Annotated in this window: 24 protein-coding genes; 6 read left to right on the top strand and 18 right to left on the bottom strand. The window is 68.9% G+C overall.

What is annotated here, in order from left to right:
- Positions 1-31: 31 nt before the first annotated feature.
- Genes AC069I_RS05050 through AC069I_RS05080 form a run of 7 tightly spaced genes read right to left on the bottom strand, consistent with a single transcriptional unit; the run spans position 32 to position 6428 of the window.
- Positions 32-1003 (bottom strand): lysylphosphatidylglycerol synthase transmembrane domain-containing protein, encoded by a 972-nt coding sequence (locus AC069I_RS05050; protein ID WP_478264875.1) that lies wholly within the window; start codon positions 1001-1003, stop codon positions 32-34.
- 34 nt (positions 1004-1037) lie between these two features.
- The gene (locus tag AC069I_RS05055) at positions 1038-2279 is read right to left on the bottom strand and encodes an acyl-CoA reductase (protein WP_478264876.1); all 1242 of its coding nucleotides are present in this window, start codon (positions 2277-2279) and stop codon (positions 1038-1040) included.
- The gene (locus AC069I_RS05060; RefSeq protein WP_478223747.1) at positions 2276-3328 is read right to left on the bottom strand and encodes a LuxE/PaaK family acyltransferase; all 1053 of its coding nucleotides are present in this window, start codon (positions 3326-3328) and stop codon (positions 2276-2278) included. Before AC069I_RS05060 ends, AC069I_RS05055 begins: the two co-directional genes overlap by 4 nt.
- The gene (locus tag AC069I_RS05065; protein WP_478264877.1) at positions 3325-4722 is read right to left on the bottom strand and encodes an AMP-binding protein; all 1398 of its coding nucleotides are present in this window, start codon (positions 4720-4722) and stop codon (positions 3325-3327) included. Before AC069I_RS05065 ends, AC069I_RS05060 begins: the two co-directional genes overlap by 4 nt.
- A complete protein-coding gene (locus AC069I_RS05070) occupies positions 4722-5447 on the bottom strand; it encodes an SDR family NAD(P)-dependent oxidoreductase (RefSeq protein WP_478223749.1) in 726 nt (241 codons plus the stop codon). Before AC069I_RS05070 ends, AC069I_RS05065 begins: the two co-directional genes overlap by 1 nt.
- Complete coding sequence (locus AC069I_RS05075; protein ID WP_005149592.1) at positions 5447-5686, bottom strand: acyl carrier protein; 240 nt, start codon at positions 5684-5686, stop codon at positions 5447-5449. The genes AC069I_RS05070 and AC069I_RS05075 overlap by 1 nt, the downstream gene beginning before the upstream one ends.
- A gap of 10 nt (positions 5687-5696) precedes the next feature.
- Entirely contained in the window at positions 5697-6428 is a 732-nt protein-coding gene (locus AC069I_RS05080; protein ID WP_478264878.1) for a UDP-N-acetylglucosamine acyltransferase, read from the bottom strand.
- A 158-nt stretch (positions 6429-6586) separates the two neighbouring features.
- Between AC069I_RS05080 and AC069I_RS05085 the strand changes: the two genes are divergently transcribed.
- A complete protein-coding gene (locus AC069I_RS05085; protein ID WP_478264879.1) occupies positions 6587-7693 on the top strand; it encodes a DegT/DnrJ/EryC1/StrS family aminotransferase in 1107 nt (368 codons plus the stop codon).
- Complete coding sequence (locus tag AC069I_RS05090) at positions 7690-8649, top strand: Gfo/Idh/MocA family protein (protein ID WP_340685904.1); 960 nt, start codon at positions 7690-7692, stop codon at positions 8647-8649. The genes AC069I_RS05085 and AC069I_RS05090 overlap by 4 nt, the downstream gene beginning before the upstream one ends.
- Positions 8650-8718: 69 nt before the next feature.
- On the opposite strand, the gene AC069I_RS05095 is transcribed toward AC069I_RS05090, so the two are convergent.
- The 5 genes from AC069I_RS05095 to AC069I_RS05115 all read right to left on the bottom strand — a co-directional run bounded on the left by AC069I_RS05095 (position 8719) and on the right by AC069I_RS05115 (position 11870).
- Entirely contained in the window at positions 8719-9462 is a 744-nt protein-coding gene (locus AC069I_RS05095) for a hypothetical protein (RefSeq protein ID WP_478264880.1), read from the bottom strand.
- Entirely contained in the window at positions 9459-9968 is a 510-nt protein-coding gene (locus AC069I_RS05100; RefSeq protein WP_125679130.1) for a SigE family RNA polymerase sigma factor, read from the bottom strand. The genes AC069I_RS05095 and AC069I_RS05100 overlap by 4 nt, the downstream gene beginning before the upstream one ends.
- A 54-nt stretch (positions 9969-10022) precedes the next feature.
- On the bottom strand, positions 10023-10583 hold the full coding sequence (locus AC069I_RS05105; protein ID WP_478223753.1) for a copper resistance CopC family protein: 561 nt from the start codon (positions 10581-10583) through the stop codon (positions 10023-10025).
- A 258-nt stretch (positions 10584-10841) separates the two neighbouring features.
- Positions 10842-11420, bottom strand: a complete 579-nt coding sequence (locus AC069I_RS05110) for a Uma2 family endonuclease (protein WP_478223754.1) — start codon at positions 11418-11420, stop codon at positions 10842-10844.
- A 258-nt stretch (positions 11421-11678) separates the two neighbouring features.
- The gene (locus tag AC069I_RS05115) at positions 11679-11870 is read right to left on the bottom strand and encodes a hypothetical protein (protein WP_478264881.1); all 192 of its coding nucleotides are present in this window, start codon (positions 11868-11870) and stop codon (positions 11679-11681) included.
- A 22-nt stretch (positions 11871-11892) separates the two neighbouring features.
- Between AC069I_RS05115 and AC069I_RS05120 the strand changes: the two genes are divergently transcribed.
- A complete protein-coding gene (locus tag AC069I_RS05120) occupies positions 11893-12300 on the top strand; it encodes a hypothetical protein (protein ID WP_478223756.1) in 408 nt (135 codons plus the stop codon).
- An 11-nt stretch (positions 12301-12311) separates the two neighbouring features.
- Here AC069I_RS05120 and AC069I_RS05125 read toward each other — a convergent pair whose 3' ends face one another.
- The 4 genes from AC069I_RS05125 to AC069I_RS05140 are packed head-to-tail and all read right to left on the bottom strand — an operon-like array spanning position 12312 to position 16253.
- Positions 12312-12938 (bottom strand): acyltransferase, encoded by a 627-nt coding sequence (locus AC069I_RS05125; protein WP_038507474.1) that lies wholly within the window; start codon positions 12936-12938, stop codon positions 12312-12314.
- A complete protein-coding gene (locus AC069I_RS05130; protein ID WP_478223758.1) occupies positions 12925-14151 on the bottom strand; it encodes a glycosyltransferase family 4 protein in 1227 nt (408 codons plus the stop codon). Before AC069I_RS05130 ends, AC069I_RS05125 begins: the two co-directional genes overlap by 14 nt.
- A gap of 34 nt (positions 14152-14185) precedes the next feature.
- The gene (locus AC069I_RS05135) at positions 14186-15115 is read right to left on the bottom strand and encodes an NAD-dependent epimerase/dehydratase family protein (RefSeq protein WP_192747468.1); all 930 of its coding nucleotides are present in this window, start codon (positions 15113-15115) and stop codon (positions 14186-14188) included.
- A 7-nt stretch (positions 15116-15122) separates the two neighbouring features.
- A complete protein-coding gene (locus tag AC069I_RS05140; protein WP_257483685.1) occupies positions 15123-16253 on the bottom strand; it encodes a DegT/DnrJ/EryC1/StrS family aminotransferase in 1131 nt (376 codons plus the stop codon).
- 158 nt (positions 16254-16411) lie between these two features.
- On the opposite strand from AC069I_RS05140, the gene AC069I_RS05145 reads away from it, so the two are divergent.
- Positions 16412-19582: an AfsR/SARP family transcriptional regulator gene (locus AC069I_RS05145; RefSeq protein ID WP_478264882.1), complete on the top strand. Its 3171-nt coding sequence runs from the start codon at positions 16412-16414 to the stop codon at positions 19580-19582.
- On the opposite strand, the gene AC069I_RS05150 is transcribed toward AC069I_RS05145, so the two are convergent.
- Both AC069I_RS05150 and AC069I_RS05155 read right to left on the bottom strand, forming a co-directional pair.
- Positions 19579-20247, bottom strand: coding sequence for a hypothetical protein (locus AC069I_RS05150; protein ID WP_478223761.1), 669 nt, complete (start codon positions 20245-20247; stop codon positions 19579-19581). The two genes, AC069I_RS05145 and AC069I_RS05150, sit on opposite strands and share 4 nt — an antisense overlap.
- Positions 20244-20468: a hypothetical protein gene (locus tag AC069I_RS05155; protein ID WP_478223762.1), complete on the bottom strand. Its 225-nt coding sequence runs from the start codon at positions 20466-20468 to the stop codon at positions 20244-20246. Before AC069I_RS05155 ends, AC069I_RS05150 begins: the two co-directional genes overlap by 4 nt.
- Before the next feature lie 120 nt (positions 20469-20588).
- On the opposite strand from AC069I_RS05155, the gene AC069I_RS05160 reads away from it, so the two are divergent.
- Together AC069I_RS05160 and AC069I_RS05165 are read left to right on the top strand one after the other, a co-directional pair.
- Positions 20589-21680: a C45 family autoproteolytic acyltransferase/hydolase gene (locus tag AC069I_RS05160; RefSeq protein WP_478264883.1), complete on the top strand. Its 1092-nt coding sequence runs from the start codon at positions 20589-20591 to the stop codon at positions 21678-21680.
- A complete protein-coding gene (locus AC069I_RS05165; RefSeq protein WP_478223764.1) occupies positions 21677-23221 on the top strand; it encodes an MFS transporter in 1545 nt (514 codons plus the stop codon). Before AC069I_RS05160 ends, AC069I_RS05165 begins: the two co-directional genes overlap by 4 nt.
- The last annotated feature ends 313 nt before the right edge of the window (positions 23222-23534 follow it).

Below are 23534 nucleotides of genomic sequence, written 5' to 3' on the forward strand. Positions count from 1 at the left end.
AGTTGCACGCGCAAGGACCGCATTCAGAGGACTAAACGCGGGAGGTCACGAGGCGGGCCGAGAGGGCGGCGCCACCGGCGGTGATCAGGTCCGCGACGGTGAACATGACCCGGGAGGCGATGGCGAACGCCGTCGCCTGGACGACGGTGAGGCCCGACGCGGTCAGCACGGCGACCTGCGCGACCTCGCGGACGCCGACCCCGCTGGGCAGGATGAACGCGAACGTCCCGACGGTCATCGCGACGGCCATCGCGCCGACGCACAGCACGAACCCGCTGAACCCGGGCGTGCCGACGGAGTTCGCCAGCAGCCACAGGTGCACGCCCTGAAGCGCCCAGGCCGCGGTCGACGAGCCGAAGACCTTCCCGACGACCGACCAGCTCAGCCGGTGGTCCAGCGGCGGACGGCGCAGGATCCGCAGCACCAGCGACGTGCCCCAGGTGAGCACGCGCGGGTGCAGCATCGCCAGGCCGACCGGAATCAGCACGAACAGCCACAGCGCCCGCGGGCTGTTGCTGAACACCGCGGGCGCCGCGAGCAGCGACACGACCAGCGCGGACACCACGCCGACGCCGAGCTGGATCAGCGAGCCGGTGAAGATCCGCGCCCTGGCGAGCCCGGCCTTGCGCCCCAGCTCCATCTGCAGCAGGTACGCCCACACCGAACCCGGCACGTACTTGCCGAGCGAGCCGACGAGGCAGATCTGCGCGCCGCGGGCGTAGCCGATCGGCTTGCCGAGGTCGTCGACCATGACCTGCCAGCCGTAGGTCGACACCATGATCGCGGCGATGAGGGCGAGCAGGCTCAAGGTGGAGGATTCCCACGCGACCTCGGACAAGGTCCGCCAGAATTCACCCCAATTGGCGACCAAGGTCTTCGCCGCGAAACCGACGACCAGCAGGATGGCGACCCAGCGGACGACGTCGAGGATCTTCGCCTTGGTGGATTTCGGTTGTTTTATCGCAACCGAAGACTCCTCCTCGGGCGTTTCGACCGTCGTCACTGAACCTCCTCTGCTGCTACCTCGTCACCGCAGGTCAGGCCTGTACGGTCACCAAGCGGCTGAACTCGGTCAGCAGATCGTAGCCGTCCCAAATCGCGGAGAACGTCAGGGCCGAGCCGAACGGAACGACCCGGTCGACGCCGCGGCCCGCCAATTCCGTCACGAATTCCGCCAATTCTTCTTTGGTGAAGCCGAATTGACCGACGGTTTGATCTTTGCGGAGCACGATCGGGACGAGGTCGGAAAGCGTGTCGACCCGCGCGTTGGCGAAAGTACCCGCGCCGAGCCATTCGCGCGGCAGGACTGCGGGGTCAGCCAGTTCGAGTGTCGCGATGCCGTTGCCCTGGAATTCGATGCCGTTGACGAGCCCGTCGACGGCCGCGCCGTACGCGGACACCCGCTTCTGCACGGCCATGGCGGGCTCGGTGACGTGCTGTTTCGTCGCCAGCACCTCGGCGAGCAGCTTCCGGAACTCCTGACCCGCTTCACGGGCGCCGTCTTCGTCGCCGACCCAGAACACCGCGCGCGGCGACGAGCAGGCGGCCTGGTCGAACCAGTACGAGTCGTTGTAGAAACCCTCGGCCGCCCCGCGGCGTTCGGCCTCGGAGGCGTTCTGCCAGCCGCGCACCGACGCGACCGCGAACGACGACCGGTCCGGGAAGGTCAGGTCACGCGCGTGCGGGGCGAGCGGGTACTTGCGCAGCGCGGCGACCGAGGCGTCACCGCCCCAGATGACCCGCAGATCGGCGGCGACCGACAGCGCGCCGCTGATCGCGTCGCTGCGGTCGTAGGTGACCATGCGCTGCGTCGCGGTGATCGCGGCGGCCGTGTCGGCGTCTACTTCGGACAGTGCGGCGTTCAGTGCCTCCAGCACCGTTTCCGCCGCACCGGCCGAACGCGACGACACCCGGACGACGTTGTGGTTACCCGCGAGCGCGGAAAGCGCCCACGAGTACACGAAGATCGTGTCGACGTTGGCGGGCGGCACGTGGAAGACGAGGCCGCGCGGGAAGCGCAGCGCGTCACCGGAAGTCTCCAAAGTGGACAGTGCTTTGGCGATTTCTCCCTTGCGCAGGAAGAAACCGAGCGACGCCAGCTCCGGGAAGCGGCGGGCCGTCGCGGGGGCGAGCAGCTTGCGCGCGAACTTCGTCAGGAACTCGACGACACGCGGATCACCCACGCGAAGCCGTCCGCCGACCGGCTCGGCCCGCAGCTCTTCGACGAGCTTGTCGACCTCGATCGCGTCCGCGAGCGGAAAACGCTGGTTCAGGCTCATGCCGCCGCTCCCTGGAAGGTGTCCGAGCAACCGCGGGCCTCGGCCTTGGGCAGCCTGCCCATGACCGAGAAGTGCTTGCCCGGCCAGTCACCGTCGTCGATCCCGTTGTAGACACCGAGATCCTCGGTGAGCAGGACATGCCCGGGGTACGAGTGCGGCAGTGTGCTGACGACCTCGATCACGCCGGGCTCGCCGACCGGCTGCTCTTCCCAGGTCTCCGGGTTCCGGATCACCACATCGGCGAAATCGGGGCAGTACAACGAGTTCCCGGACGGTCCTTCGAGGAAAACGGTGCCGATCTGCTCGATCATCCCGTAGTAGTTGTGGATCCGGGTGAGCCCGGTGTCCTCTTTGAAGCGACGGCGGAACTCGGTGTTGTCCACCGCGCGGTCGATCAGCTTCTTCCAGCCGCCGGAGTGGATCAGGATCCCGTTCGACAGGTCCAGCTTGTGCTCGCGCGCGACCTCGTAGAGGTACTGCCACACCATGAAGGTGAAGCCGAAGATCAGGAAGGGCTTGTCGCCGTACGTCGCCAGGAACGTCTTGACCGCCTCGACGTCCGGCTGGTCGTTCTCGTCGAGGACGTAGGTGTGCTTGCGGCCGAAGTTCGCCATGCCCAGCACGCCCGCGCCGCGTGCGGAGAACGAACGGCGGTTCTTGATGATGCCGATGGTGTCGACCATCAGCATCGGCAGCCGCTCGCCGCCGAGGACCTCCTGCAGCGTGGCGCCGAGCTGCTTGGTCTGCGCGCCCGCGGCGGCCTTGTCGAGGTAGATCCGCGACGCGCCCGCGCCGGTGGTACCCGACGAGGTCAGCGTCTTGAAGATCTCGGACTCGGGGATGCTGCGCAGGTCGTGCGTCTTGAACATCCGCACCGGCAGCCACGGCAGGTCCGCGATGGAGCCGAACGACGCGTCCCGCGCGATGCCGAGCGACGAGAGGATGCGCTCGTACCCCTCGGAGTTCTCGCGGTGGTGCGCGGTCAATTCGGCGAGCTGCGGAAGCAGATGCTTCTCGCGCTCAGCCTGCGAAAGCGTGAACACACTCATACCTGGGCCTCCAGCGACCGGTAGTCGATCTTGCCGCTGGCCAGCAGCGGCACGGTGTCGCATGCGCGGACGTCGAACCCGCTCGTGTGCAGGTGCAGCCGCTCGGACAGCGCCTTCGCGGCGTCCTTGCAGATGTCCTTGTCGGCGCCTTCGGCGAACAGGACGACCTTGTCCCCGGCCGGGACGGCGGCCACGACGTCGATCCCCACCGAGGCGGAACGCACGGCGTGCTCGAGATCATCCAGGCTGACGCGGTTGCCGAAGACCTTGCCGATCCGCTTGAGGCGCCCGGTGATGTAGAGGAAGCCGTCCTCGTCGAGATACCCGAGGTCGCCGGTGGCGAGAACGCCGCCGTATTCGTCGCCCGCGGCCAGCCCCGCCTCGTCCTCGGCGTAGCCCATCATCACGTTGGGCCCGCGGTAGACGACCTCGCCGACGATCTTCGGATGCGTGGTCTCGGAACCGTCCTCGCGCCGGATCGCGAAGGAGCCGCCGGGCAGCGCGGGTCCGGCCGCGCCGAGCTTCTCCGCGAGCCGTTCCGCCGGGACGGTGGTCATCCGCGGGGCGGCCTCGGTCTGCCCGTACATCACGAACATCCGCCCGCCGACCTCGCGGATCCTGTCGTTGAACTGGGCGACCAGGTCGTCGCGGAGCTTGCCGCCCGCCTGAGTCAGCGTGCGCAGCGTCGGGTACTTCGCCGGGTCGAACTTCAGGCGCCGCAGCATCTCGTAGTGGTACGGCACGCCCGCGAGCGAGGTGACCTTGTGCTCGTTGACCGCGTCCCAGAACCCGCGACCGAGCACACCCGACGGCTCGATGACCACGGTCGCGCCGCGGACGAGGTGCGAGTTCAGCACCGACAGGCCGTAGCTGTAGTGCAACGGGAGGCTGGTCGGCGCGATCTCGTGGCGGTCGATGCCGAGCACCTCGGCGATCGCGTCGGCGTTGGCGAAGATCGCGCCGCGCGAGAGCCGGACCAGCTTCGGGTTGCCGGTGGAACCGCTGGTCGGCAACAGGACCGCGAGATGCGGATGCGGCTCGACGCCCTCGGTGGACTTCCGGACCCAGTGGCCGTCGGAAACGCCGTACCCCTCGGGTGCGGGCGCGTCCGGCGCGGACAGCACGGCGGCCGGGCGGAAACGCTCGATGAGCCCCGCGAGGACGTCGGCGTCCAGCGCCGGGTCGATCAGCGCGATCGCGCGGCCCGCCTCGAACGCGCCGAGGTAGTTCAGGACGCTTTCGAGGTCCACCGACATCCGCGCGAACAGCGCGCCCGGCGGCAGCAGCGACAACGCGGCACCCACGCGGGTGACCTCGGTGTCGAGTTCCTCGCCCTCGAGCGTCCTGCCGCTCGTGACCTCGATCAGTCGCGCACCCACACCCAAAAGGGTCATTACAGAACAAGTCCTCCGTCGATGCCCAGCACCTGCCCGGTGATGAACGAAGCGTCATCACTGACGAGGAACCGGATCGCGTTCGCCACGTCTTCGGGCGTGCCGAGCCGCCCGAGCGGGGTCTTGCCGATGTTCTCGGCCTTGGCGTCCTCGGTCAGGCCCGAGGTCAGGTCGGTGTCGATGACGCCGGGCGCCACCGCGTTGACCCGGATCCCGGAACGGCCGAGCTCCTTCGCGGCCGAACGCGCGATGTTCGCCACCGCCGCCTTCGAGGCCGCGTACACCGTCTGACCTGCGCTTCCGTATTCACCGACGATCGAGGCCAGCACGACGATGGCACCGGTCTTCTTGCGCATCATCGCCCGGGCCGCGGCCTGGACGGTGTGCAGCGTGCCGGCGACGTTCGTGCTCAGCGTGGTGTCGACCAGTTCCTCGCGGATCATGCCGAGGAGCGCGTCCTCCATGATCCCGGCGTTGGCGACCACGATGTCGAGCTTGCCGTGCTCCTTGGCCACCCCGCGGACCAGCGTCGACACGGCCTTGGCGTCGGTGACGTCCAGGGCGAGCCCGCTCGCGGCCCCCGCCGCGGACGCCGCTTCCTTGGCCTTCGCCTCGTCGCGACCGGTCAGCACGACGGTGGCGCCCGCCTCGGCGAGCGCCCGCGCGGTGGCCAGCCCGATGCCCCGGGTACCCCCGGTGACCAGGGCGACCTTTCCGTCCAGCATCACTTGGACTGGAGGTCGGTCACCATGTCGACGGCGACCTTGAAGCTGGACATGTCGATCACCTGGTCGGTGTCGAACTCCACATCGAACTCGTCCTCGATGGCCGCGACCAGCGCCATGTGACCGACCGAGTCCCAGGCCTCGATGTCGCGGTACTTCAGGTTCTCGACGTCGACCTCGCCGTCGAGGTCCAGCGCCTCGACGAAGACCTCACGCAGCTTGCCGGCGACTTCCGCCATGTCCGTACTCCTAATGATCGTCGCGTGGACGGGCGTCCCACGCCTTCACCAAGGTAGAGAGGTCGCCGGGCAGCCGGTCGGCCAGCCCGTCCTCAGGGAGACCGGCCTTACCCTTCAGCCAAGGTCCCAGCGCCTCGATGGCGGCCTCGTCCAGGCCTCGGCGGGACAGGCCCACGGTATTGACGCCGGTCACCCGCGCGGGGTTGCCCACGGCGATGGTGAACGCGCCCACCTCCTTGCGGACCGCGGAGCTCATCCCGACCATCGCGCCGGGGCCCACCACGACCCGCTGGTGCAGGATCGCGCCCATGCCCAGGTTCGCCCCGGACCAGATGTGGCAGTGGCCGCCGGTGATGACGTTCGAAGCGACCGTGACGGCGTCTTCGACGATGCAGTCGTGGGCGATGTGGCTGCCGCGGAGGAAGTAGCCGCCGTCACCGATGCTGGTGGTGCGCCAGGTGCCCTGGTGGACGCTGACGTACTCGCGGATCCGGTTCCGGCCGCCGATGACGACGCCGTGGCCGTCGTGATCGGGATCACCGTCCGGCGCGGCCTCCCAGGCGGCGGGGTGTTCGCGGCCGCGATCCTCACCCGGGGTACCGATGGTCACGTGCGGGCCGATCCAGTTGCCGTCCCCGATCCGGGTGGGGCCCACGATGACCGTGAACGGTCCGATGACGTTGTCCTCGCCGAGCTCGACACCCTCGCCGATGACTGCTGTCGGGTGGATGCGGTTCACCACGTGAAGATCCGTTCGTCGTGGCTGGAGACAGCCTGGGGTATTGGGCGCTTCGGCGGTCCCGGTAACGTGTGGCCCGCGCCAGAGAGGGCGGCCGGGCGCAGAACCGGCGGCTCACTGTACCGGACGCACCAGAACGCCCAGTCGAGAGAGACTTGCAGATGATCCCCATTACCGTGGTCGACGTCCGTGACGCGGAGGACCTCGTCGTCGAGGTGCTGCGATCCGGCGCCATCGCACAGGGACCGATGGTCAAGCGCTTCGAGGACGCGTTCGCGAGCGTTTCCGGCACGAAGCACGCGATCGCCGTCAACAACGGCACCACCGCGCTGGTCGCCGCCATCCAGGCGCTCGACCTTCAGCCGGGCGACGAGGTCGTCACCTCGCCGTTCACCTTCGTGGCGACGCTGAACGCGATCCTGGAAGCCGGCGCGACCGTCCGCTTCGCCGACATCCGGCGCGACGACTTCGCGATCGACCCGGACGCCGTCGCCGCCGCGATCACCGACCGCACCAAGGTCCTCATGCCCGTGCACCTCTACGGGCAGACGGCGGACATGGGCAAGCTCGCGCCGCTGGCCGCCGAGCACGGTCTCAAGGTCATCGAGGACTCGGCGCAGGCCGTCGGCGCGTCGTTCCAGGGCAAGCCGTCTGGCTCGTTCGGGATCGGCTGCTTCTCCTTGTACGCCACCAAGAACGTCACCACCGCCGAGGGCGGTGTGATCACCACGGACGACGACAAGCTGGCCGACGCGCTGCGGGTGCTGCGTAACCAGGGCATGCGTGCGCGGTACCAGTACGAGGTCGCCGGGCACAACTACCGGATGACCGACCTGCATGCCGCCGTCGGCATCCCGCAGCTGGAGAAGCTGGACCAGCTCACCGCCGCCCGCCAGGCCAACGCGAAGCGCCTCACCGAGGGCCTCGCCGGCACCCCGGGCCTCGACCTCCCGCAGGTCCTGCCCGGCCGTGAACACGTGTGGCACCAGTACACCGTGCTGATCGGCCCGCACGCGATGCTCTCGCGTGACGAGTTCGCCGCCGCGCTGACCGAGCGGGGCATCGGCAACGGGATCTACTACCCGAAGATCGTCTTCGACTACGACTGCTACCGGAACAACCCGCTGATCCCCGACGCGAAGGTCGAGGACTTCCCGGTGGCCGCTTCCGTCGCCGCGCAGGCGCTTTCCCTGCCGGTGCACCCGCACCTTTCCGAGTCCGACCTGGACACCATCATCGAAACGGTTCGCGAGGTACTCGGCGCATGACCACCCACAAGATCGCCCTCATCGGCACGGGGAACATGGGTTCGCTGCACGCCCGTGTCCTCGCCGCGAACGAGCGCGTGGACCTCGTCCGCGTGATCGACCCGCGCGAAGAGGCGGGCCGCAAGGTCGCCGAACGCTACGAAACCCAGTGGACGCCCGAAATCGGCTCACTGTCCGATGTGGACGCCGTCGTGCTCGCTTCGGCCACCGAGGCGCATTACGAGCTGGCGCAGGAGATCCTTGGCCAGGGCAAGCCGATGCTGGTCGAGAAGCCGGTGTGCAACAGCTTCGAATTCTCCCAGGAGATCGTCGGGCTGTCGGCGAAGAAGGACGTCCCGCTGATGTGCGGGCTCCTGGAGCGCTACAACCCGGCCGTGATGACCGCGCGGGCGCTGGTCAACGAGCCGATCCACCTGATGGCCCGCCGCCACGGCCCGTACGCGCCGCGGATCAAGACCGGTGTCGCGTGGGACCTGCTGGTGCACGACGTCGACCTGGCGATCCAGTTCTTCGGCGGCGCGACCCCGCAGCGGGTCGCCTCCGGCGCGGGCTACTTCCACCCGAGCTCGGTCGAAGGCGCCGAAGACACCATCGAGACGGTGCTGTCGTTCGAATCCGGGCTCGCCACGGTCTCCGCGTCCCGCCTCGGCCAGCGCAAGGTCCGCTCGCTCTGGGTGTCCGAACTGGACCGTATGATCGAGATCGACCTGCTCCGCCGCGACGTCACCATCTACCGCCACGTCTCGCACGACTCGGTCACCGAGGACGGCCTCGGCTACCGCCAGCAGACCGTCATCGAGATCCCGGAACTGGTGACCGCGCGCGAGCCGCTCGCGACCCAGCTGGACCGGTTCGTCGACCTGCTCGAAGGCAAGATCGACGCCGACACCGAGCGGGACCTGATCCTGCCGTCGCACGCCGTCGTCGACCAGGTGCTGACGCAGGCCGCGGCCTGATCTCTCGCATTTAGTCCTCTGGATGCGGTAGTTGCCCACGCAACTACCGCATCCAGAGGACTAAATGCGTTATTTGGTGAGGCGCTGGCCCCTCGCGTCGTACGCGACGAGGGGGGTCAGCACGTACGGCGACTCCACCTGGCCTGGGTCGAACCAGAAGATGACGACCGACGGGTCCTCGCTCCAGGGGATGGCCTTGGCCTCGACCGGTTTCCCCCGGACGGTGCTGGTGATCCGCACCGCCGGACCCGAGAAGTAGCCGAACACGGGCACGAACGTGCCCCGGATCAGGTCGCCGCCGTCCACGGCGTGGAAGCCGAACGACCGATCGGATCCCTTGAATTCGTTGGCGGCCAGGAGCGCGTCGTAGTCGCCCGCGCCGTCCCGGTACGCGACCTGAAGACCGAACCGGACGTCCGGCATCGACGGCTCGTCGATCTCGGACGCGTAGATCACCAGCTCGCGGCCACCTTCACCCTTGAACCCGAGCGGGATCACGTCACCGAGCGGGGAGGGCGACGGGGCCGCCGTGATCGACGGGCTCGCCGGTGCCGGGGTCGGGACGGGCGCGGCCGACGCGCTCGCGGCGGGCGGAAGCGGCTGCTGTTCGGACGAAGAGCCTTTGAGCGCGACCGCGCCGACGATGACCAGCACCGTCACCACGGTGGCGGCGCCCCCGCCCGCGCCGGTCGCGAGACGGCGGCGACGGCGGATACGCCTGCCCTTGGTCATGATCGCGCCGAGGTCAGGTTCGGCGAACCCTTCGACGGGCGGCTCCCGCAAGGCCGAACGCAGCATCTCGAGGTCGGTCATCGTCCCAGCCCCCCGATCAGTTCCGTTCCGTCCTCCGCGGTGATCCGCAGCTTGGTCAGGGCGCGGGAATTGGTGCTCTTCACGGTGCCGATCGAGACACCCAGTTCGCCGGCCACGTCGGATTCCTTCAAATCGAAGAAGTGCCTGAGCACCACGACGGCTCTCTCCCGGTCTGTGAGCGTACGCAACGCGTCAAGCAGCCATTTCCGCTGGACGACGGCACCGGCGACGTCCAGGCCGCTCGGCTGCTCGGGGATGTCCTCCGTGGCGTTCTCGCGGATCGGACGCCGCCAGCCGTCGATCACATGGTTGACGAGGACCTGTCGCGCGTACGCGTAGGCGTCCTTACGGCGTACGCGCGACCAGGCCGCATACGTTTTCGCGAGCGCCGTCTGGGTGGCGTCCTCGGCCTGATGACGATCGCTGGTGAGCAGGTAGGCGGCGTGCTGAAGACGCGTCGCCGAGTTCCGCACGAACTCGACGAACTCGTCATCGCCGCGAGCCACCCTGGTCCTCATCTCCGTTCGACGGTTGACCACGTGAAAGGTTGCTTTGACCGCTTAGTCCTTCCGACGAGTGAACCGGAGCGCGACGACGATCCCCGCCACGACCACGGCCACCGCGAGGACGATCCACACCCAGGCCGGTACCAGATCTTCGGGGGTGGTCTCGCCGGCCGGAGGCGCCGGGGACGCGCTGCCGGCCGGGGCCTGGCTGCTCGTCGGGGCCTGGCTCGTCGGGCTTGGTACCGGCGCGCTGAGGTTGAACTTCACCGAGCCACTCGCGGCGTGCGTGTCCTCGAAGGTGACCTTGTAGCGGAGCGTGTACTCGCCCGCGGGGCCGACGGCCTGGACCGGCGCCGTGACGACCGCTCCGGCGACCTCCGCGCGGCCGACCGTCCACGACGCGTTCTCCGGGCCGGTGATCTGGATCGGGTTGTCGTCGGCGAGGGTGACCGGGCCCGAGAAGGTCAGCTTGACCTGCGTCGGGGGCGTCGCCAGCGAAGCACCCCTCGCCGGGTCACTGCTCTTCAGCTCCGAATGGGCGAGCGCCGGGGACGCGGTGCCCAGCAGGGCCAACCCGGTGACCAGCAACGACGCACCGAACCGCTTGAGCCTCATCTGACACCCTTCTCACCGGGGAACTCCCCCGCCGAGCCTAGTAGTCGGGTCGAGCGGGGTGGTGGTTCCCGGTCGTGAGTGGCTAGGACGGTTCTGGCGGCCCCCGCTCGGCATGACCTTGATCAACGGAGGATCGGGGACGTTGAGTGTCCCCGATCCTCCGTTGAGCAAGGCCCGAGGACGCGTCACCTCGCGTTCGGCCAGCGTCTCGTGAGTGGCTAGGACGGTTCTAACCGTCCTAGCCACTCACGAGGGCGATCACGGGCGCTGCGCGTGGCGGGTGGTCAGTGCGTCGAGGTCGAGAGTGAGCGGAGTGCCGTCGAAGTCGAGGCTCACCTTGCCGGTGTGCTCGCCGAAGTTCTCGTACTCGCCGTCGATCAGGCGGTAGGTGGTCATGCTCGCCGGATCGTCGAGGTCGACGATCCAGTAGTGCTCGATGCCGACTTCCGCGTATTCGGAGAACTTCGTGACCCGGTCGGTGCGGACGGTGCCCTCGGACAGGACCTCGATGACCAGCCGCACGTCTTCCTCGGCGGAGACTCTCGCCGGGTTTTCGTCGGCCACGAGGGCGGAGGTGACCAGCACATCGGGAACTCGGACCGTCAGCGGCGCGGTGGCGACGACCATTTCGGCCTCACCCATCGCGCTATACTCCGGCGACGTCTGTTCGTCGAGCCAATATGTCAGGCGATTGACCGCACGCTGATGGAAAAACAACGGACGGGGTGACACGACCAGCACTCCTTCGACGACTTCCGCGCGGTGTTCCGGGTCTTCCGGCAACGCGGCCCAGTCGTCAAGCGTCAGGAATCGATGAGGCCACTCCACGACACTCATCGAACTCCTCCTTCGCCGGTGATCACCAGACCATCTTCCCACGGTTTCCCCAAGAACGTATCAGCACGGAAAGTAGTGAATCATTACAGTGAGGAGTTGCGGGGAAGCAAGGCCCGCATCGGGGTGCACCATCGTGCTCCCTGCGTTTCCGCAGGTCGTCTTCCTTTCGAGAAACGAAGAACCCTGGAGGTTCTTGACTGTCGGTGCATTCTCTGACCGGACGGAAAGAAACGCCTGGTCACGACCGCCCCACATTGGCTACGTTCCCGCCGTGCACAGATCGAGGGGAATCCTCACCACCGTATGCCTGCTGCTCGCCGTCACGGCTTGCTCGAGCGGCACCGCGACCGAGCCCGCGCCGATGTCGTCGACACCGTCGTCGAGCAAACCGGCCAGTCGCGCGACACCCAGCCCGGCCACGACGCCACCGGCGCCTCTCACCAAGATCACCGCGGCCTGCCCCGTACTGGGCGTGACCGAATTCCTTCAAGTGATCGGGAGATCAGACGATCTGGTCGCCAACGAAGGCGAGTCCGAACGGGTCGGCGCAGGCAAGGCCTACCGGTGCGCCTACGAAGACCCGAAAGGAAAGTACGGGAAATCGGCGGAGCTCTTCGTCGCGGCCATCCCCGGAAACCAGCCGCCCCGCGCGACGATCGACAAGCTCGCGAAGGAATGCGAAAAACCGGCCACCCAGCTACCCGGGATCGGCGAGCAGGCCCTGTGGTGCGAGATCCCCACCGACGGCCCGGACCTCGACATCCTGGTGAGCGTCGGGAAACGCGGCCACGGCGAAACAAGGGTGGCGACGCTGTACCTGTACAAGACCAGGTCCGACGTCTACGCCACGCTGGCGAAACTGTTCGCCGACAGGCTGTGATCAGGGCCGAGCTACTCCGTGAAGTCGCCCGCCGGCGCGCCCCAAGAACCAGCGGCGTCCCCACGTTCCTCCGCCAGCGCGCGCCGCCGCGCATTCTCGGCGCGTACACGCTCCACTTCGGACTGGATGTACTCGTCGTCGTACTTCTGGAACACGCGCGCGGGGTTGCCCGCCACCAGGCTGCGCGGCGGGACGTCCTTGGCGACCACGGAATTGGGCTGCACGGTGGCGAAATCGCCGATCGTGACCCCGGCCATGATCACCACGAGGCCGCCGATGAAGCAGCCTTTGCCGATCTTCACGGGTTTGCGCTCGATGAGGTCGCTGCCGGAGTGGTTCTGCAGCGTCATGTTCGCGAGCCAGCTGGAATGCGTGAAGATCAGCGTGTTGAGCCCGATGCTGGTGTGCTCGCCGATCTCCAGCCCGCCGCTCGCGTCGAGCGCGGCGCCTTCGCCGATCCAGCAGTGTTCGCCGATCTTCAGGTTCTCCGGGCTGATGATCTTGACCCGTTCACGGACCCTCGTCGACTCCGGCAGTCCGTAGAACCGGGCGCGTTCGGCGTCGTTCATGTACTGCGAGACGAGTTCGGTCAGGATTTGCGGGCGCAGGCGGTTGCTGCGCTCGTCATCGAAGAACATCGGCCTCGGTCACCAGTTTCTCGAAGGTACGCAGGTGTTCTTCGGCGACGACGTCGAGGCCGAAGTTGGCCCGCACCATCGCGCTTTCCCGCTGTGCCACCAAAGCCCGCTTCTCCGGGTCGTCGAGCAGGTCGATGACGGTGTTCGCCACCGCCTCGCTGTCGTCCGGCCGCACCAGCAGGATGTTCTCGCCGTTGCGCAATTCGATACCCGGGTAGTTGTCCTCGGTGACCGACGCGATGGTCGCGGTGCCCGAGAGCATCGCCTCCAGCGACGCGGTACCGCAGCCGCCGTTGAGGTCGTGCGTCACGATGTCGGCGGCGGCGAAGTACGCGGGGACGTCGGCCTTCGGCACGGCGCCGGTGACGATGATGGCGTCCGCGACGCCCAGTTCTTCCGCCCGCTTCAGGAAGACGTCGTGGTAGACGCGGCCGACGACGACCACCTTCACGCCAGGGTGCTTGTCCAAAATGGACGGCAGCGCCTCGACGAGGGGGAGCCGGTTGCGCAGCGGGATCACGTGCCCGAGCGAGACGATCACCGGACCGTCGCCGAGCCCGTGCTCCGCCCGGACATCGAGCGTCAAAGGCTTCTCGAAGTTCCCTGTGTCGACGGCGATCGGGAAGTAGTCCGAGTTCGCGTCGCTCGTGCCGTAGCGCTCGACGCAGTAGTCGACCCCGAGCTTGTCGAGGATGACGTAGCGCGGCTTGAGGTAGCGCAGGATCGGGTTCACCAGCACGCTGTCCAGGAACCGGAACACACCGCCGTACAGCTTGTTGTCGCTGATCAGCAGGGTGTGGATGGTCAGCAGCATCGGCAGCTCGTGCCGCCGCGCGTACAGGCCGGCCAGCCACGAGAGGTCGAAGAACTGCCCGTGCAGGTGGACGGCGTCCGGTTTGAACTCGTCCAGCAGCTTCCACAGCCGCCGCCAGTTCCCCGGCCGCAGCGAGGCGAAGCTCATGTCGAAGTCGATCGACAGGCCCAGCTGCGGCATCTTCACCGCGGGCAGGCGGACGACGCGGTAGCCGTCCTTCGTCTCGTCGGCCGGGGCGTCGGCGTAGGCGGCGGTGATCGCGAGCACCTCGTGCCCGCGCGCCGCGTACTGCTCGGCCAGGGACGCCGCCATGTGCGCGCTTCCGCCCACCCTCGGCGGGAAGAAGTTGTTCACCACGGCGATACGAAGAGGACGGCTCTCCCCCGGCGCCATCACCATGCCGTCTCCGCGGAAAAGAGTGCGTCGACGGAACTCACTCGGAGGCCTTCACCAGTTCGTACATGCCCTCTTCCACGGAGATCTTCGGCTCCCAGCCGAGGACCTCGCGGGCACGGGTGATGTCCGCGGCGCGGCGCGAGACCAGCACGTCGCGCTCGTTGAACAGCGGCTCGACGTTGACGCCGACGGCGTCGATGAGGATCTTCGCCAGCGTCGCGATGGAGGTGTCGATCCCGGTGCCGATGTTGATCGGCAGGTTCGCCTTCTCCGACTCGAGCGCCGCGACGACGGCCCGGGCCAGGTCCGTGACGTGCACGAAGTCCATCGACTGGTCGCCGCGGCCGTCGATGATCGGCGGCTGACCGGCGCGCAGGCGCTGGATGAAGTGGTTGATCACCGACGTGTAGTAGGCCTCGATCTTCTGGCCGGGGCCGTACACGTTGAAGAACCGCAGCGCGTTCCAGGACAGGCCCTTGGTGCGCTCGTAGAAGCCGAGCATGTCCTCGCCCGCGCGCTTCGAGATGCAGTACGGCGTGAGCGGCTTGAGCTCGTCGTCCTCGTGCATCGGCAGCCGCTTCGGGTCGCCGTAGACGGACGCGGTCGAGGCGAACACGAGCCGCTCGACACCCTCGTCCGCCGCGGCGGCGAAGACGTTGTGGTTACCGACCATGTTGATGTCGATGGACTCGTGCGGGTCCGCGACCGACTTGTTGATCGACACGGTGGCGAAGTGGATGACGTGCGTGCAGCCGCGCATGGCCTCGCGCACGGCACCGCCGTAGCGGACGTCCTTCTCGACCAGTTCGACCTTGCCGGTGGCGACGAACTCGTTGATCCGGGCGCGGTCGCCGCGGGTCATGTTGTCGAAGACGCGGACGGTGTACCCGCCCTCGATAAGCATCGGGATGACGTGCGCGGCGATGAAACCGCCGCCCCCGGTGAAGAGGACCTTCTTGTCGGGCATTTCTCTCCTAGCTCGGCAGTGCGGCGCTGACGGTCCCGATGACCCGGTCGACCTGGGCATCGGTGAGGTTGGCGTGCATCGGGATGGCGAGATGACGGGCGAAGAGGTCCGCCGATACCGGCAAGGTCTGCTTCTTGCCGTAGATGGGCTGGAGGTGCGAGGCGTACGTGCCGAAGTTGCACTGCACGCCCTGCTCGCGGATCCGCAACGCGAGCGCGTCGCGGTCGATCTCCGGGGCCACGGTGAGGATGTAGGCCTGCCACGGGTGCTCGCGGTCCGGCAGTTCCACCGGGACGTCGAGACCGGGCAGGTTCTCGAACGCCTCGTGGTAGCGCTTGGCCACCGAACGGCGGGCCGAGAGCAGGTCCGGGAGCCGGTCCAGCTGCACGTTCATGATCGCGGCCTGCACGTCCGAGAGCCGGAAGTTGTAGCCCAGCTCGTGGAACTCCGGGATCGGCAGCGCGCCGGAACCCTCGCGGGTGATGGCGGGCTCGATGCCGTAGGTGTGCAGCTTGCGCGCGTGCGCGATGAGGTCTTCGCGGTCCGAGACCAGCGCGCCGCCCTCGCCCGCGGTGATGCCCTTGCGGCCGTGGAAGGAGAACGCGGCCAGGTCGGCGAGGCTGCCCGCCGGCCGGGTCTTGTAGGTCGCGCCCGCGGCGCAGGCGGCGTCCTCGAACAGCCACAGGCCGTGCTTGTCGGCGATGGCGCGGTACTCGTCGAAGTCACCGGGCTGACCGGCGACGTCGACGGCGAGGATGCCGACCGTGCGAGGGGTGATCAGCGCTTCGATCGACGCCGGGTCGGCGCTCCAGACGTCGGGGCGGATGTCCGCGAACACCGGCGTCGCGCCGGCCTGGAGCACGGCGTGGCCGGTGGCGGGGAAGGTGTAGTCGCCGACGATGACCTCGTCGCCCGGCTTCACGCCGAGCACACGCAGCCCGAGGAAGAGTGCCGACCCACAGTTGCTGGTGGTCAGGGCGTGCGCGGTGCCGACGGTCTTCGCGAAGCGTTCCTCGAAACGACGGCACGCGGGGCCGGCTCCGGCCAGCCAGCCGGACCGGAAGACCTCCGCCACGGCGGCGAGTTCTTCGTCGCCGACGGTCGGCTGACCCAGAACGACGGGTTCCTGCTCAGACATACCTCTCCCATTGCGTGGGGACCCGGCGAAGTGTATAGACGCCATTCGGCCGATCTCGGGCGGGCTGGATCCGCCCAGGTCAACGACGGCCTAGTCCATCCATGCCCCCGCCACCGCCCTCAATGGAGAAGCTGCGCTTCCATCCCTAACCTCTAACCATGCGATTCGGCGTTCTGGGGGCGACGGAGGTGCGCCGCGGGGACGGCACCGCCGTTCCGATCGGCGGCCCCAGGGCCCGCACGCTGTTCGCGTTGCTCGCGCTGGAGGCCGGCCGGATCGTCCCGGCGGAGCGTCTCATCGACGGCCTCTACGGCGAGCAGCCACCCGAAGGCGTGGCGAACGCGCTGCAATCGCAGGTCTCGCGGCTGCGTGGCGCGCTGAAGGAGCTCGCGCCCGTCGAGTTCAGCCCGGCGGGTTACCGGCTCGCCGTGGACCCCGGCGACGTCGACGTGCATCGGTTCGAGCGGCTCGCCGCCGAGGGACGGCGCTCTCTCGCGGCTGGGGACGCCGCGAAGGCGGCGGAACTGCTTCGCGACGCTCTCGGGCTCTGGCGTGGCCCGGCCTTCGCGGACATCACCGACGCGCCGTTCCGCGATCCGCAGGTCACCAGGCTGAACGAGCTGAAGACGTCGGCGATCGAGGACCGCGCCGAGGCCGAGCTCAAGCTGGGAAGACACGAAGACGTCCTTGCCGAGCTTCGCGAGGTCATCGACGAGCAGCCGCTACGGGAACGGACCCGCGCGCTGCTGATCCGCGCGCTGCACGCCGCGGGACGTCAGGCCGACGCGCTCACCGCGTTCGAGGACGCCCGCCGCGTCCTCGCCGACGAACTCGGCATGGACCCCGGGCCGCAACTCGCCGCCGCGCATCTGGCCGTGCTTCGCGGGGAGACGCCGCCGGTCAAGACAGCGCCCATCGAGACCGCGGCGCTCCCCGCGCAGCTCACCAGCTTCATCGGCCGTGAGGGCGATCTCCGGCACGTGCTCGGCAGGCTGGAGAGCTCGCGGCTGGTGACGCTGACCGGACCGGGCGGGGCGGGCAAGACCCGGCTGGCCATCGAGACCGCGGCCGCGATGGACCTCCCGGCGGTCTTCGTCGAGCTGGCGCCGTACACCGAAGACACCGGGGACTTCACTGTCGCGCACGCCGTGCTGACCGCGCTCGGGCTGCGGACGGTCCCGCTCGGAACGGTCACCGCACCGGTGGAGAACGCGCCGCTGGAGCGGCTGATCGACGCGCTGGCCGAACGGGCGGTCCTGCTGGTGCTCGACAACTGCGAGCACCTGGTCGAGGCCGCCGCGAAACTGGCCGCCCGGCTGCTCGGCGCGGCCCCCGCGCTGCGGGTCCTCGCCACCAGCCGCGAACCGCTGGGCATCACCGGCGAGGTCGTCTCTCCCGTGCCGCGGCTCGCCGTGCCGCCGCCGGGCACGCCGCCCGCCCGCTCGCTGGAGTTCGCCGCGGTCCGCCTGTTCGCCGACCGGGCCCAGGCGAGTGATCCGGGCTTCGCGGTCGACGACGAGACCGCGGGCGACGTCCAGCGGATCTGCGCCGCGCTCGACGGGCTGCCGCTGGCCATCGAGCTCGCAGCCGCGCGGGTGCGGACCCTGCCGGTCGGGGAGATCGCCGCCCGGCTGGGTCCATGGCCTCTCGGCGGGAAAGAGCACCTCGAGGGCGACGACCGGTTCGGACTGCTTTCGCGGGGCAGCCGGGTCGCCGAGAGCCGTCATCGCACCCTGCGCGCCGTCGTCGAGTGGAGCTGGGATCTGCTCGACGAGGACGAACGCCTGCTCGCCAGGCGGCTGACCGTGTTCGCGGGCGGCACGACCCTGGCCGACGCCGAAGCGGTCTGCGCCGTGCCGGATATCGCGGAGCTGCTTCCGTCCCTTGTGGACAGATCGCTGGTCGAGCGCACCGGGGACCGGTATCGGATGCTCGAAACCATCCGGGCCTTCTTCGCCGGGAAACTCGCCGAAGCGGGTGAAACAGAGCGCTCGCGGCGCGCGCACGCCGAGTATTTCCTCGCCCTCGCAGAGGAAGCCGATCCGTTGCTGCGCACCGGCGACCAACTGGTCTGGCTCGATCGGCTCGACGCCGCCTACGACGACCTCCTCGCCGCGTTGCGCTGGGCCGCCGAGTCCGACGTGCGGATCGCGCTCCGGCTATCGGCTTCGCTGGTGCTGTACTGGTGGATGCGCGGCCGCCGGTTCGAAGGCTCGACGCTGAGCTTGGAAGTGATCAAACGGCTCGGCGAACGGGCGCCGGACGGTCTCGAAGAGGAGTACCAGCTCTGCGTGCTCACCGCCGCCGCGGGACTGCGGGGCCACGAGGCGCTCGACCGGCATTTGCCGCTGGTGGACGGCCTCATGCTGAATCTCACCAAGGCGCCCCGGAACCCGGCACTGCTGCTGTTGATGGGCGTCGTGTCCGGCCCGCCCGGTGACGACGACGCGCTGATCAAACGCAGCCGGGTGCTGCTGGCGAACAGCGAGGCCTGGAGTCTCGCCCTCGCGCCGACCGGTTACGGCCTTCGCGCGCTGTTGCAGGGCGAACTCGACACGGCGGAAGAGTTCCTGCTCGAAGGGGCGCAGGCGTTCCGCTCGATCGGGGAACGCTGGGGCCTTTCGATGGCCCTCGACCATCTGTCCCAGATCCTGATCTGGACGAACCGGCAGGTCGAAGCCCTCGAAACGATGAACGAGGCCCTGCGGCTGATGCGGGAACTCGGCGCGTCCGACGACAACGCGGACCTGCTGTGCCGTCGCGGCGGCAGCAAGCTGCTCCACGGCGACGCGGCGGGCGCGCGGGCGGATTTCGAACTCGCCATTGAGATCGCGCGCCGCGCCGGGATGCCCGAAAGCCGGGCGGCCGGGTACGTCGGACTGTCGTTCCTCGCCCGGCACGAGGGCGATCTGGCGGCGGCTCGCGCGCTGAGCGAACGCGCGCTCGCGGAGTGTTCCGGTGGTTCGTTCGCGGCCGAAGGGGTGCGCGCCGGGGCGAAGATCTCTCTCGGCTGGGTCCTTGCCGCCGAGGGTGACCTCGACGGGGCCGAGGAACTGCACCGGCTGGCGCTGGTGTCGGCGGACCGCTGGCACGACAGCACCACCATGGCCTGCGCCGCCGAGGGTCTCGCCGGGGTCGCGCTGGTGCGGGGCGACGCCGAGCGGGCGGCGGTCCTGATCGGCGCGGCGGTGACCATCCGGGGCACCCCGTTCGCCGTCGATCTGGACGCCGCCCTGCTCAGGACGACCGTGCGGGAGCGGCTCGGTGACGACTTCGACCGGGCCTACCGCCGCGGGCTCGGCCTGCGGGGCGCCACTCAGCTGGCCTAGGCGCGAGTCAGCTGCGTGCCCTGCGGCGCGAAGCGGCCGACGGCCTCGGCGAGGAGCCGCTGGTCGAGCTCGGTGTCCTCGACCGCGACGTACAGCGGCGCCGCGTTGACCGGCACCGCGCCGAGGCGGGTCATCCCCGGGCCGACCGGGTCGATGGTGAGCCGGGTGACGTCCCGCCACGGCACGACCGTCCGCTCGATCCGGACGCCCACCGCGTCCAGTTCGAAGAGCACCCACTGCTGGTCGTGCAGCGACTTCACGTAGCCGATGGCCGCGCAGCCGACGGCGATCGCGATGATCCGCAGCACCCCGGGGCCTTCGATCGCGCCGACCAGTCCGATGAACGCGAGGACGGCCACGACCATCCCGGTCAGTTTCGCGGCGCCGACCAGGCCCGCGTTCGGTTTGTGCACCCGGAACCGCACGGCGCGCATCAGGTGTTTGGTGAGCAGCCCGCCGCCGATCGCGGCGGCCAGCGCGAGCATTGTCACCACCAGCGAAACCGGGGAGAAGTCCGCGAAGACCTGGTAGCCGGCGACCAGCGTGACGAAGCCGCCCGCGACGGTCAGGAGCAGTGCGAGCTTGCCCTTGCGCACGTCCTGTTCGCGGCGCTGAAGCGAGGCCTGGTCGGGTGTGGCGAGGAAGCCGCCGTCGATGTTCCTCATCGGGCGTCACGCTGCGCTGCGTCGTTGGCTGCGGCGCGGCGCTCACGCTGGCGGCGGTCGAGGACGTACAGCAGCGCGCCGGCGCCGGCGCTCACGGCGGCGTAGAGCAGGTCCTGGAGGCCGTCGTCGGGGTAGCCGGTGGAGAACTCGACCATCGCGAGCGCGAGGAAGAGGACGCTGATGACCGCCCCGCCGATGATGTACACCTTGTTGCTGAGCATGGTTTCCCTCGTTCGTCGTTGCCTGGTGGGACCACTTTCGCTCGGGGCACATGACATTCGGATGACACGCTGCCAGCGTTCGGTGCGTGGACGGTCAGCGGCGGCGGACACCCTCCGGACATGACCTACGTAGCCGGATCTCCAGAAGACTTCCTCGCCGTGCGGCATCTGACCCTGCGCGGCTCCCAGGCCGAAATCGGCCATGCCCTCGGCGCCGAGGTGAAGGCGCGCTCGGACTGGTCGCCGTCGCCGCTCGACCCGGCCGTGGCCAAGGCGCGGCGTACCTGGTTCGCGCGGAACTGGCCGCAGTACGCGGCGCGCACCGCCGGGTTCGCCGAGGCCCACGGATTCCCCGCCGACGCGGCCGTCTCCTTCGACGACGCGAGTGCCCTGCCCGCCGGATCGGGCTGTTCGGCGCTGTGGACGGGGAGCGAGCTCGGCCGCAACTACGACTTCTTCACCATGAGCTGGACTCAGCTGGGCGCGGTGCTGGCCGGGGAGGAGCCCGTCGACGACGGGACCGTGCCGATGGCGTCACGGCCCTACGTCCTGACGACGATCCCCGACGACGGCATCGCCTCGACGTCCCTCACGATGTCCACAATGGACGGTGGCACGGAGGGCGTCAACGAGGCAGGGCTCGTCGTCGCGCTGCTGATGGCCGAGGTCGAGACGGCCATGCCGCTGGAGCACGGTCCGCAGGCAGGCCTCTCGGTACTGCAGGTGTGCCGGTATCTGCTGGACACCTGCGAAACCGTCGACGAGGCCAAGGAAGCGCTGATGCTCGCCAAGCAGTACGCGCACGGCGCGCCCTGCCACTACATCGTCGCCGACGCCTCCGGCCGCGGCTTCGTCTACGAACGCGGAGCGCACGACGTCGAGTACTTCGTCGAGGTGGCCGACGGGCCGCTGTGCGTCACGAACCACCTGCTGCACCGTCATCCGGATCTCGGCGCGCTGCCCGAGGACACCCCGGAGACCATGCGCACCTACGAGCGGCTTCGCACCGTCACCAAGGAAGCGGACGCCGGGCCGCGCGACGCGCTCGACGCGGTGTCCTTCACGGTCGAGCCCGGCGCGCCGTGGCGGACGTTGTGGCGCAGCGTCCTCGACCCGGCGGCCCGCACCCTGAGCACCCGGTTCTACCTGGGTGACGGCGAGAACGGCACCGCGCGGCACACGCCGGAACTCACGTTCGGGGTCTCGCGGTGACCATCGGCAAGGGCCGCAAGATCGGCACCGTCGCGGTCTGCGTGCTGGCGCAGCTGCTGATCGCGATCGACCTGACCGTGCTGCACCTGGTGCTGCCGTCGCTTTCGGAGCAGATGCACCCGTCGACGACGGAACTGCTGTGGATCGCCGACGCGTACGGTTTCGCGCTCGCCGGGCTGCTGATCACGATGGGGAACATCGGCGACCGGGTCGGGCGGAAGAAGCTGCTGCTGATCGGGGCGTCGCTGTTCGGTGTCGCTTCGGTGATCACGGCGTACGCGCCGACGGCGGAGCTCCTGATCGCCGCCCGCGCGCTGCTCGGGATCGCCGCCGCGACACTGATGCCGTCGACGCTGTCGATCGTGCGGAACGTGTTCACCGGCAAGGAACGCGCGGCCGTGATCGGGGTTTCGAGCGGGCTGACGATCCTCGGTTTCGGCATGGGGCCGCTCGTCGGCGGTTTCCTGCTCGAGCACTTCTGGTGGGGTTCGGTGTTCCTGGTCAACGTGCCGGTGGTGGTGGTCATGGTGATCGCGGGCGCGCTGATCCTGCCCGAATCGAAGAACCCGGTGTCCCATCGCATCGACGTGCCCAGCGTGCTGCTTTCGCTCGTCGGCATGGTCGGGATCGTCTACACGATCAAGGAAGTCGCGTACAAGGGCTGGGGGCACTGGGACGTCGCGGTCGCCGCCGTGCTCGGCCTCGGCTGCCTGCTGGCGTTCATCCTGCGGCAGCCGCGGCTGGCCGAACCGCTGATGGACCTGAAGCTGTTCGCTCAGCGGGCGTTCTCGGCGACCGTCGGCACCACGATCCTGGCGATGTTCGCGCAGCTCGCGGTCTCGCTGATGTTCGCGCAGTACCTGCAGCTGGTGGCGGGCTGGTCGCCGCTGAAGGCCGGGCTCGCCGGGCTGCCCGGGATGGGCGGCGCGATCCTCGGCGGCATGCTCACGCCACTGGCGATCAAGGCCTTCGGCCGCGCTGTCACCATCGGGCTCGGCTGTGCCCTGTCGGCGACCGGGTTCGCGCTGTACGCGGGGGTCGGCGTGACGATCGTCTACACCGACCTGCTCGCCGCGATGATCATCTTCGGCGTCGGGCTGTCGCTGATCCTCTCCGTCGCGACGGACACGGTGCTCGGCGTCGTGCCGAAGGCCAGGGCGGGCGCGGCGTCGGCGATCTCCGAGACGGCGACCGAACTCGGTGGTGCGCTGGGGATCGCCGTCCTCGGCAGTGCGCTCGGCGCGCTGTACCGGAGCGAACTCGTCATCCCGGCGGGCGTACCGCCGGAGACTTCGGCGGCGATTTCGGACACCCTGGGCGGCGCCGTCCAGGTCGCGGCACAGTTGCCGCCCGAGCAGGGCGCGCTGGTCCTGGCCAGTGCGAAGTCGGCGTTCGTCGACGGGTTGCAGGTGACGATGGTGTGCTCTGCGGGGCTGATGGCGTTGCTGGCGGTCAGCGCGTTGTTCACGCTGCGCGGGGTGCCGAAGGTCCTCGAAGATCCCGAAGAGGAGCCCGCTCCGGTTCCGACCCCGGTGGGCTGAAGGGGACCTTGAACTCCTGATTGTCCACAAGGGACTCTCCCGAGAAGGAATGGCCCGATTCCGGCGATTTGCGCGGTTCCACGGCGGGGTCGTGAGTGATAATGACGGTTAGAACGCAATGTCACGTAGCTTAAGTTGATCTTGGGCGAGGTTGACAGGTGGGATGAAGGCTCCCTTCGCTGCGTCTGATGCGACGAAGGGACGCCTTCGGCCTGGCCGTGGGTCGAGGGGGTCGTGGGGGGGGGTTTTTGGTTTTCCCCCCAACACCCCCCCCCCCCCCCCCCCCGCCCCCCCCCCCCCCCCCCCAAAAAAA

The sequence above is a fragment of the Amycolatopsis sp. NPDC043885 genome (genome assembly GCF_056435685.1).

Excerpts from the sequence above, each read along its gene's own strand:
- AC069I_RS05055 (WP_478264876.1), bottom strand. The coding sequence starts at position 2,279 with ATGAGCCTGAACCAGCGTTTTCCGCTCGCGGACGCGATCGAGGTCGAC.
- AC069I_RS05060 (WP_478223747.1), bottom strand. The coding sequence starts at position 3,328 with ATGAGTGTGTTCACGCTTTCGCAGGCTGAGCGCGAGAAGCATCTGCTT.
- AC069I_RS05065 (WP_478264877.1), bottom strand. The coding sequence starts at position 4,722 with ATGACCCTTTTGGGTGTGGGTGCGCGACTGATCGAGGTCACGAGCGGC.
- AC069I_RS05070 (WP_478223749.1), bottom strand. The coding sequence starts at position 5,447 with ATGCTGGACGGAAAGGTCGCCCTGGTCACCGGGGGTACCCGGGGCATC.
- AC069I_RS05075 (WP_005149592.1), bottom strand. The coding sequence starts at position 5,686 with ATGGCGGAAGTCGCCGGCAAGCTGCGTGAGGTCTTCGTCGAGGCGCTG.
- AC069I_RS05085 (WP_478264879.1), top strand. The coding sequence starts at position 6,587 with ATGATCCCCATTACCGTGGTCGACGTCCGTGACGCGGAGGACCTCGTC.
- AC069I_RS05090 (WP_340685904.1), top strand. The coding sequence starts at position 7,690 with ATGACCACCCACAAGATCGCCCTCATCGGCACGGGGAACATGGGTTCG.
- AC069I_RS05095 (WP_478264880.1), bottom strand. The coding sequence starts at position 9,462 with ATGACCGACCTCGAGATGCTGCGTTCGGCCTTGCGGGAGCCGCCCGTC.
- AC069I_RS05105 (WP_478223753.1), bottom strand. The coding sequence starts at position 10,583 with ATGAGGCTCAAGCGGTTCGGTGCGTCGTTGCTGGTCACCGGGTTGGCC.
- AC069I_RS05110 (WP_478223754.1), bottom strand. The coding sequence starts at position 11,420 with ATGAGTGTCGTGGAGTGGCCTCATCGATTCCTGACGCTTGACGACTGG.
- AC069I_RS05125 (WP_038507474.1), bottom strand. The coding sequence starts at position 12,938 with ATGTTCTTCGATGACGAGCGCAGCAACCGCCTGCGCCCGCAAATCCTG.
- AC069I_RS05130 (WP_478223758.1), bottom strand. The coding sequence starts at position 14,151 with ATGGTGATGGCGCCGGGGGAGAGCCGTCCTCTTCGTATCGCCGTGGTG.
- AC069I_RS05135 (WP_192747468.1), bottom strand. The coding sequence starts at position 15,115 with ATGCCCGACAAGAAGGTCCTCTTCACCGGGGGCGGCGGTTTCATCGCC.
- AC069I_RS05140 (WP_257483685.1), bottom strand. The coding sequence starts at position 16,253 with ATGTCTGAGCAGGAACCCGTCGTTCTGGGTCAGCCGACCGTCGGCGAC.
- AC069I_RS05145 (WP_478264882.1), top strand. The coding sequence starts at position 16,412 with ATGCGATTCGGCGTTCTGGGGGCGACGGAGGTGCGCCGCGGGGACGGC.
- AC069I_RS05150 (WP_478223761.1), bottom strand. The coding sequence starts at position 20,247 with ATGAGGAACATCGACGGCGGCTTCCTCGCCACACCCGACCAGGCCTCG.
- AC069I_RS05155 (WP_478223762.1), bottom strand. The coding sequence starts at position 20,468 with ATGCTCAGCAACAAGGTGTACATCATCGGCGGGGCGGTCATCAGCGTC.
- AC069I_RS05160 (WP_478264883.1), top strand. The coding sequence starts at position 20,589 with ATGACCTACGTAGCCGGATCTCCAGAAGACTTCCTCGCCGTGCGGCAT.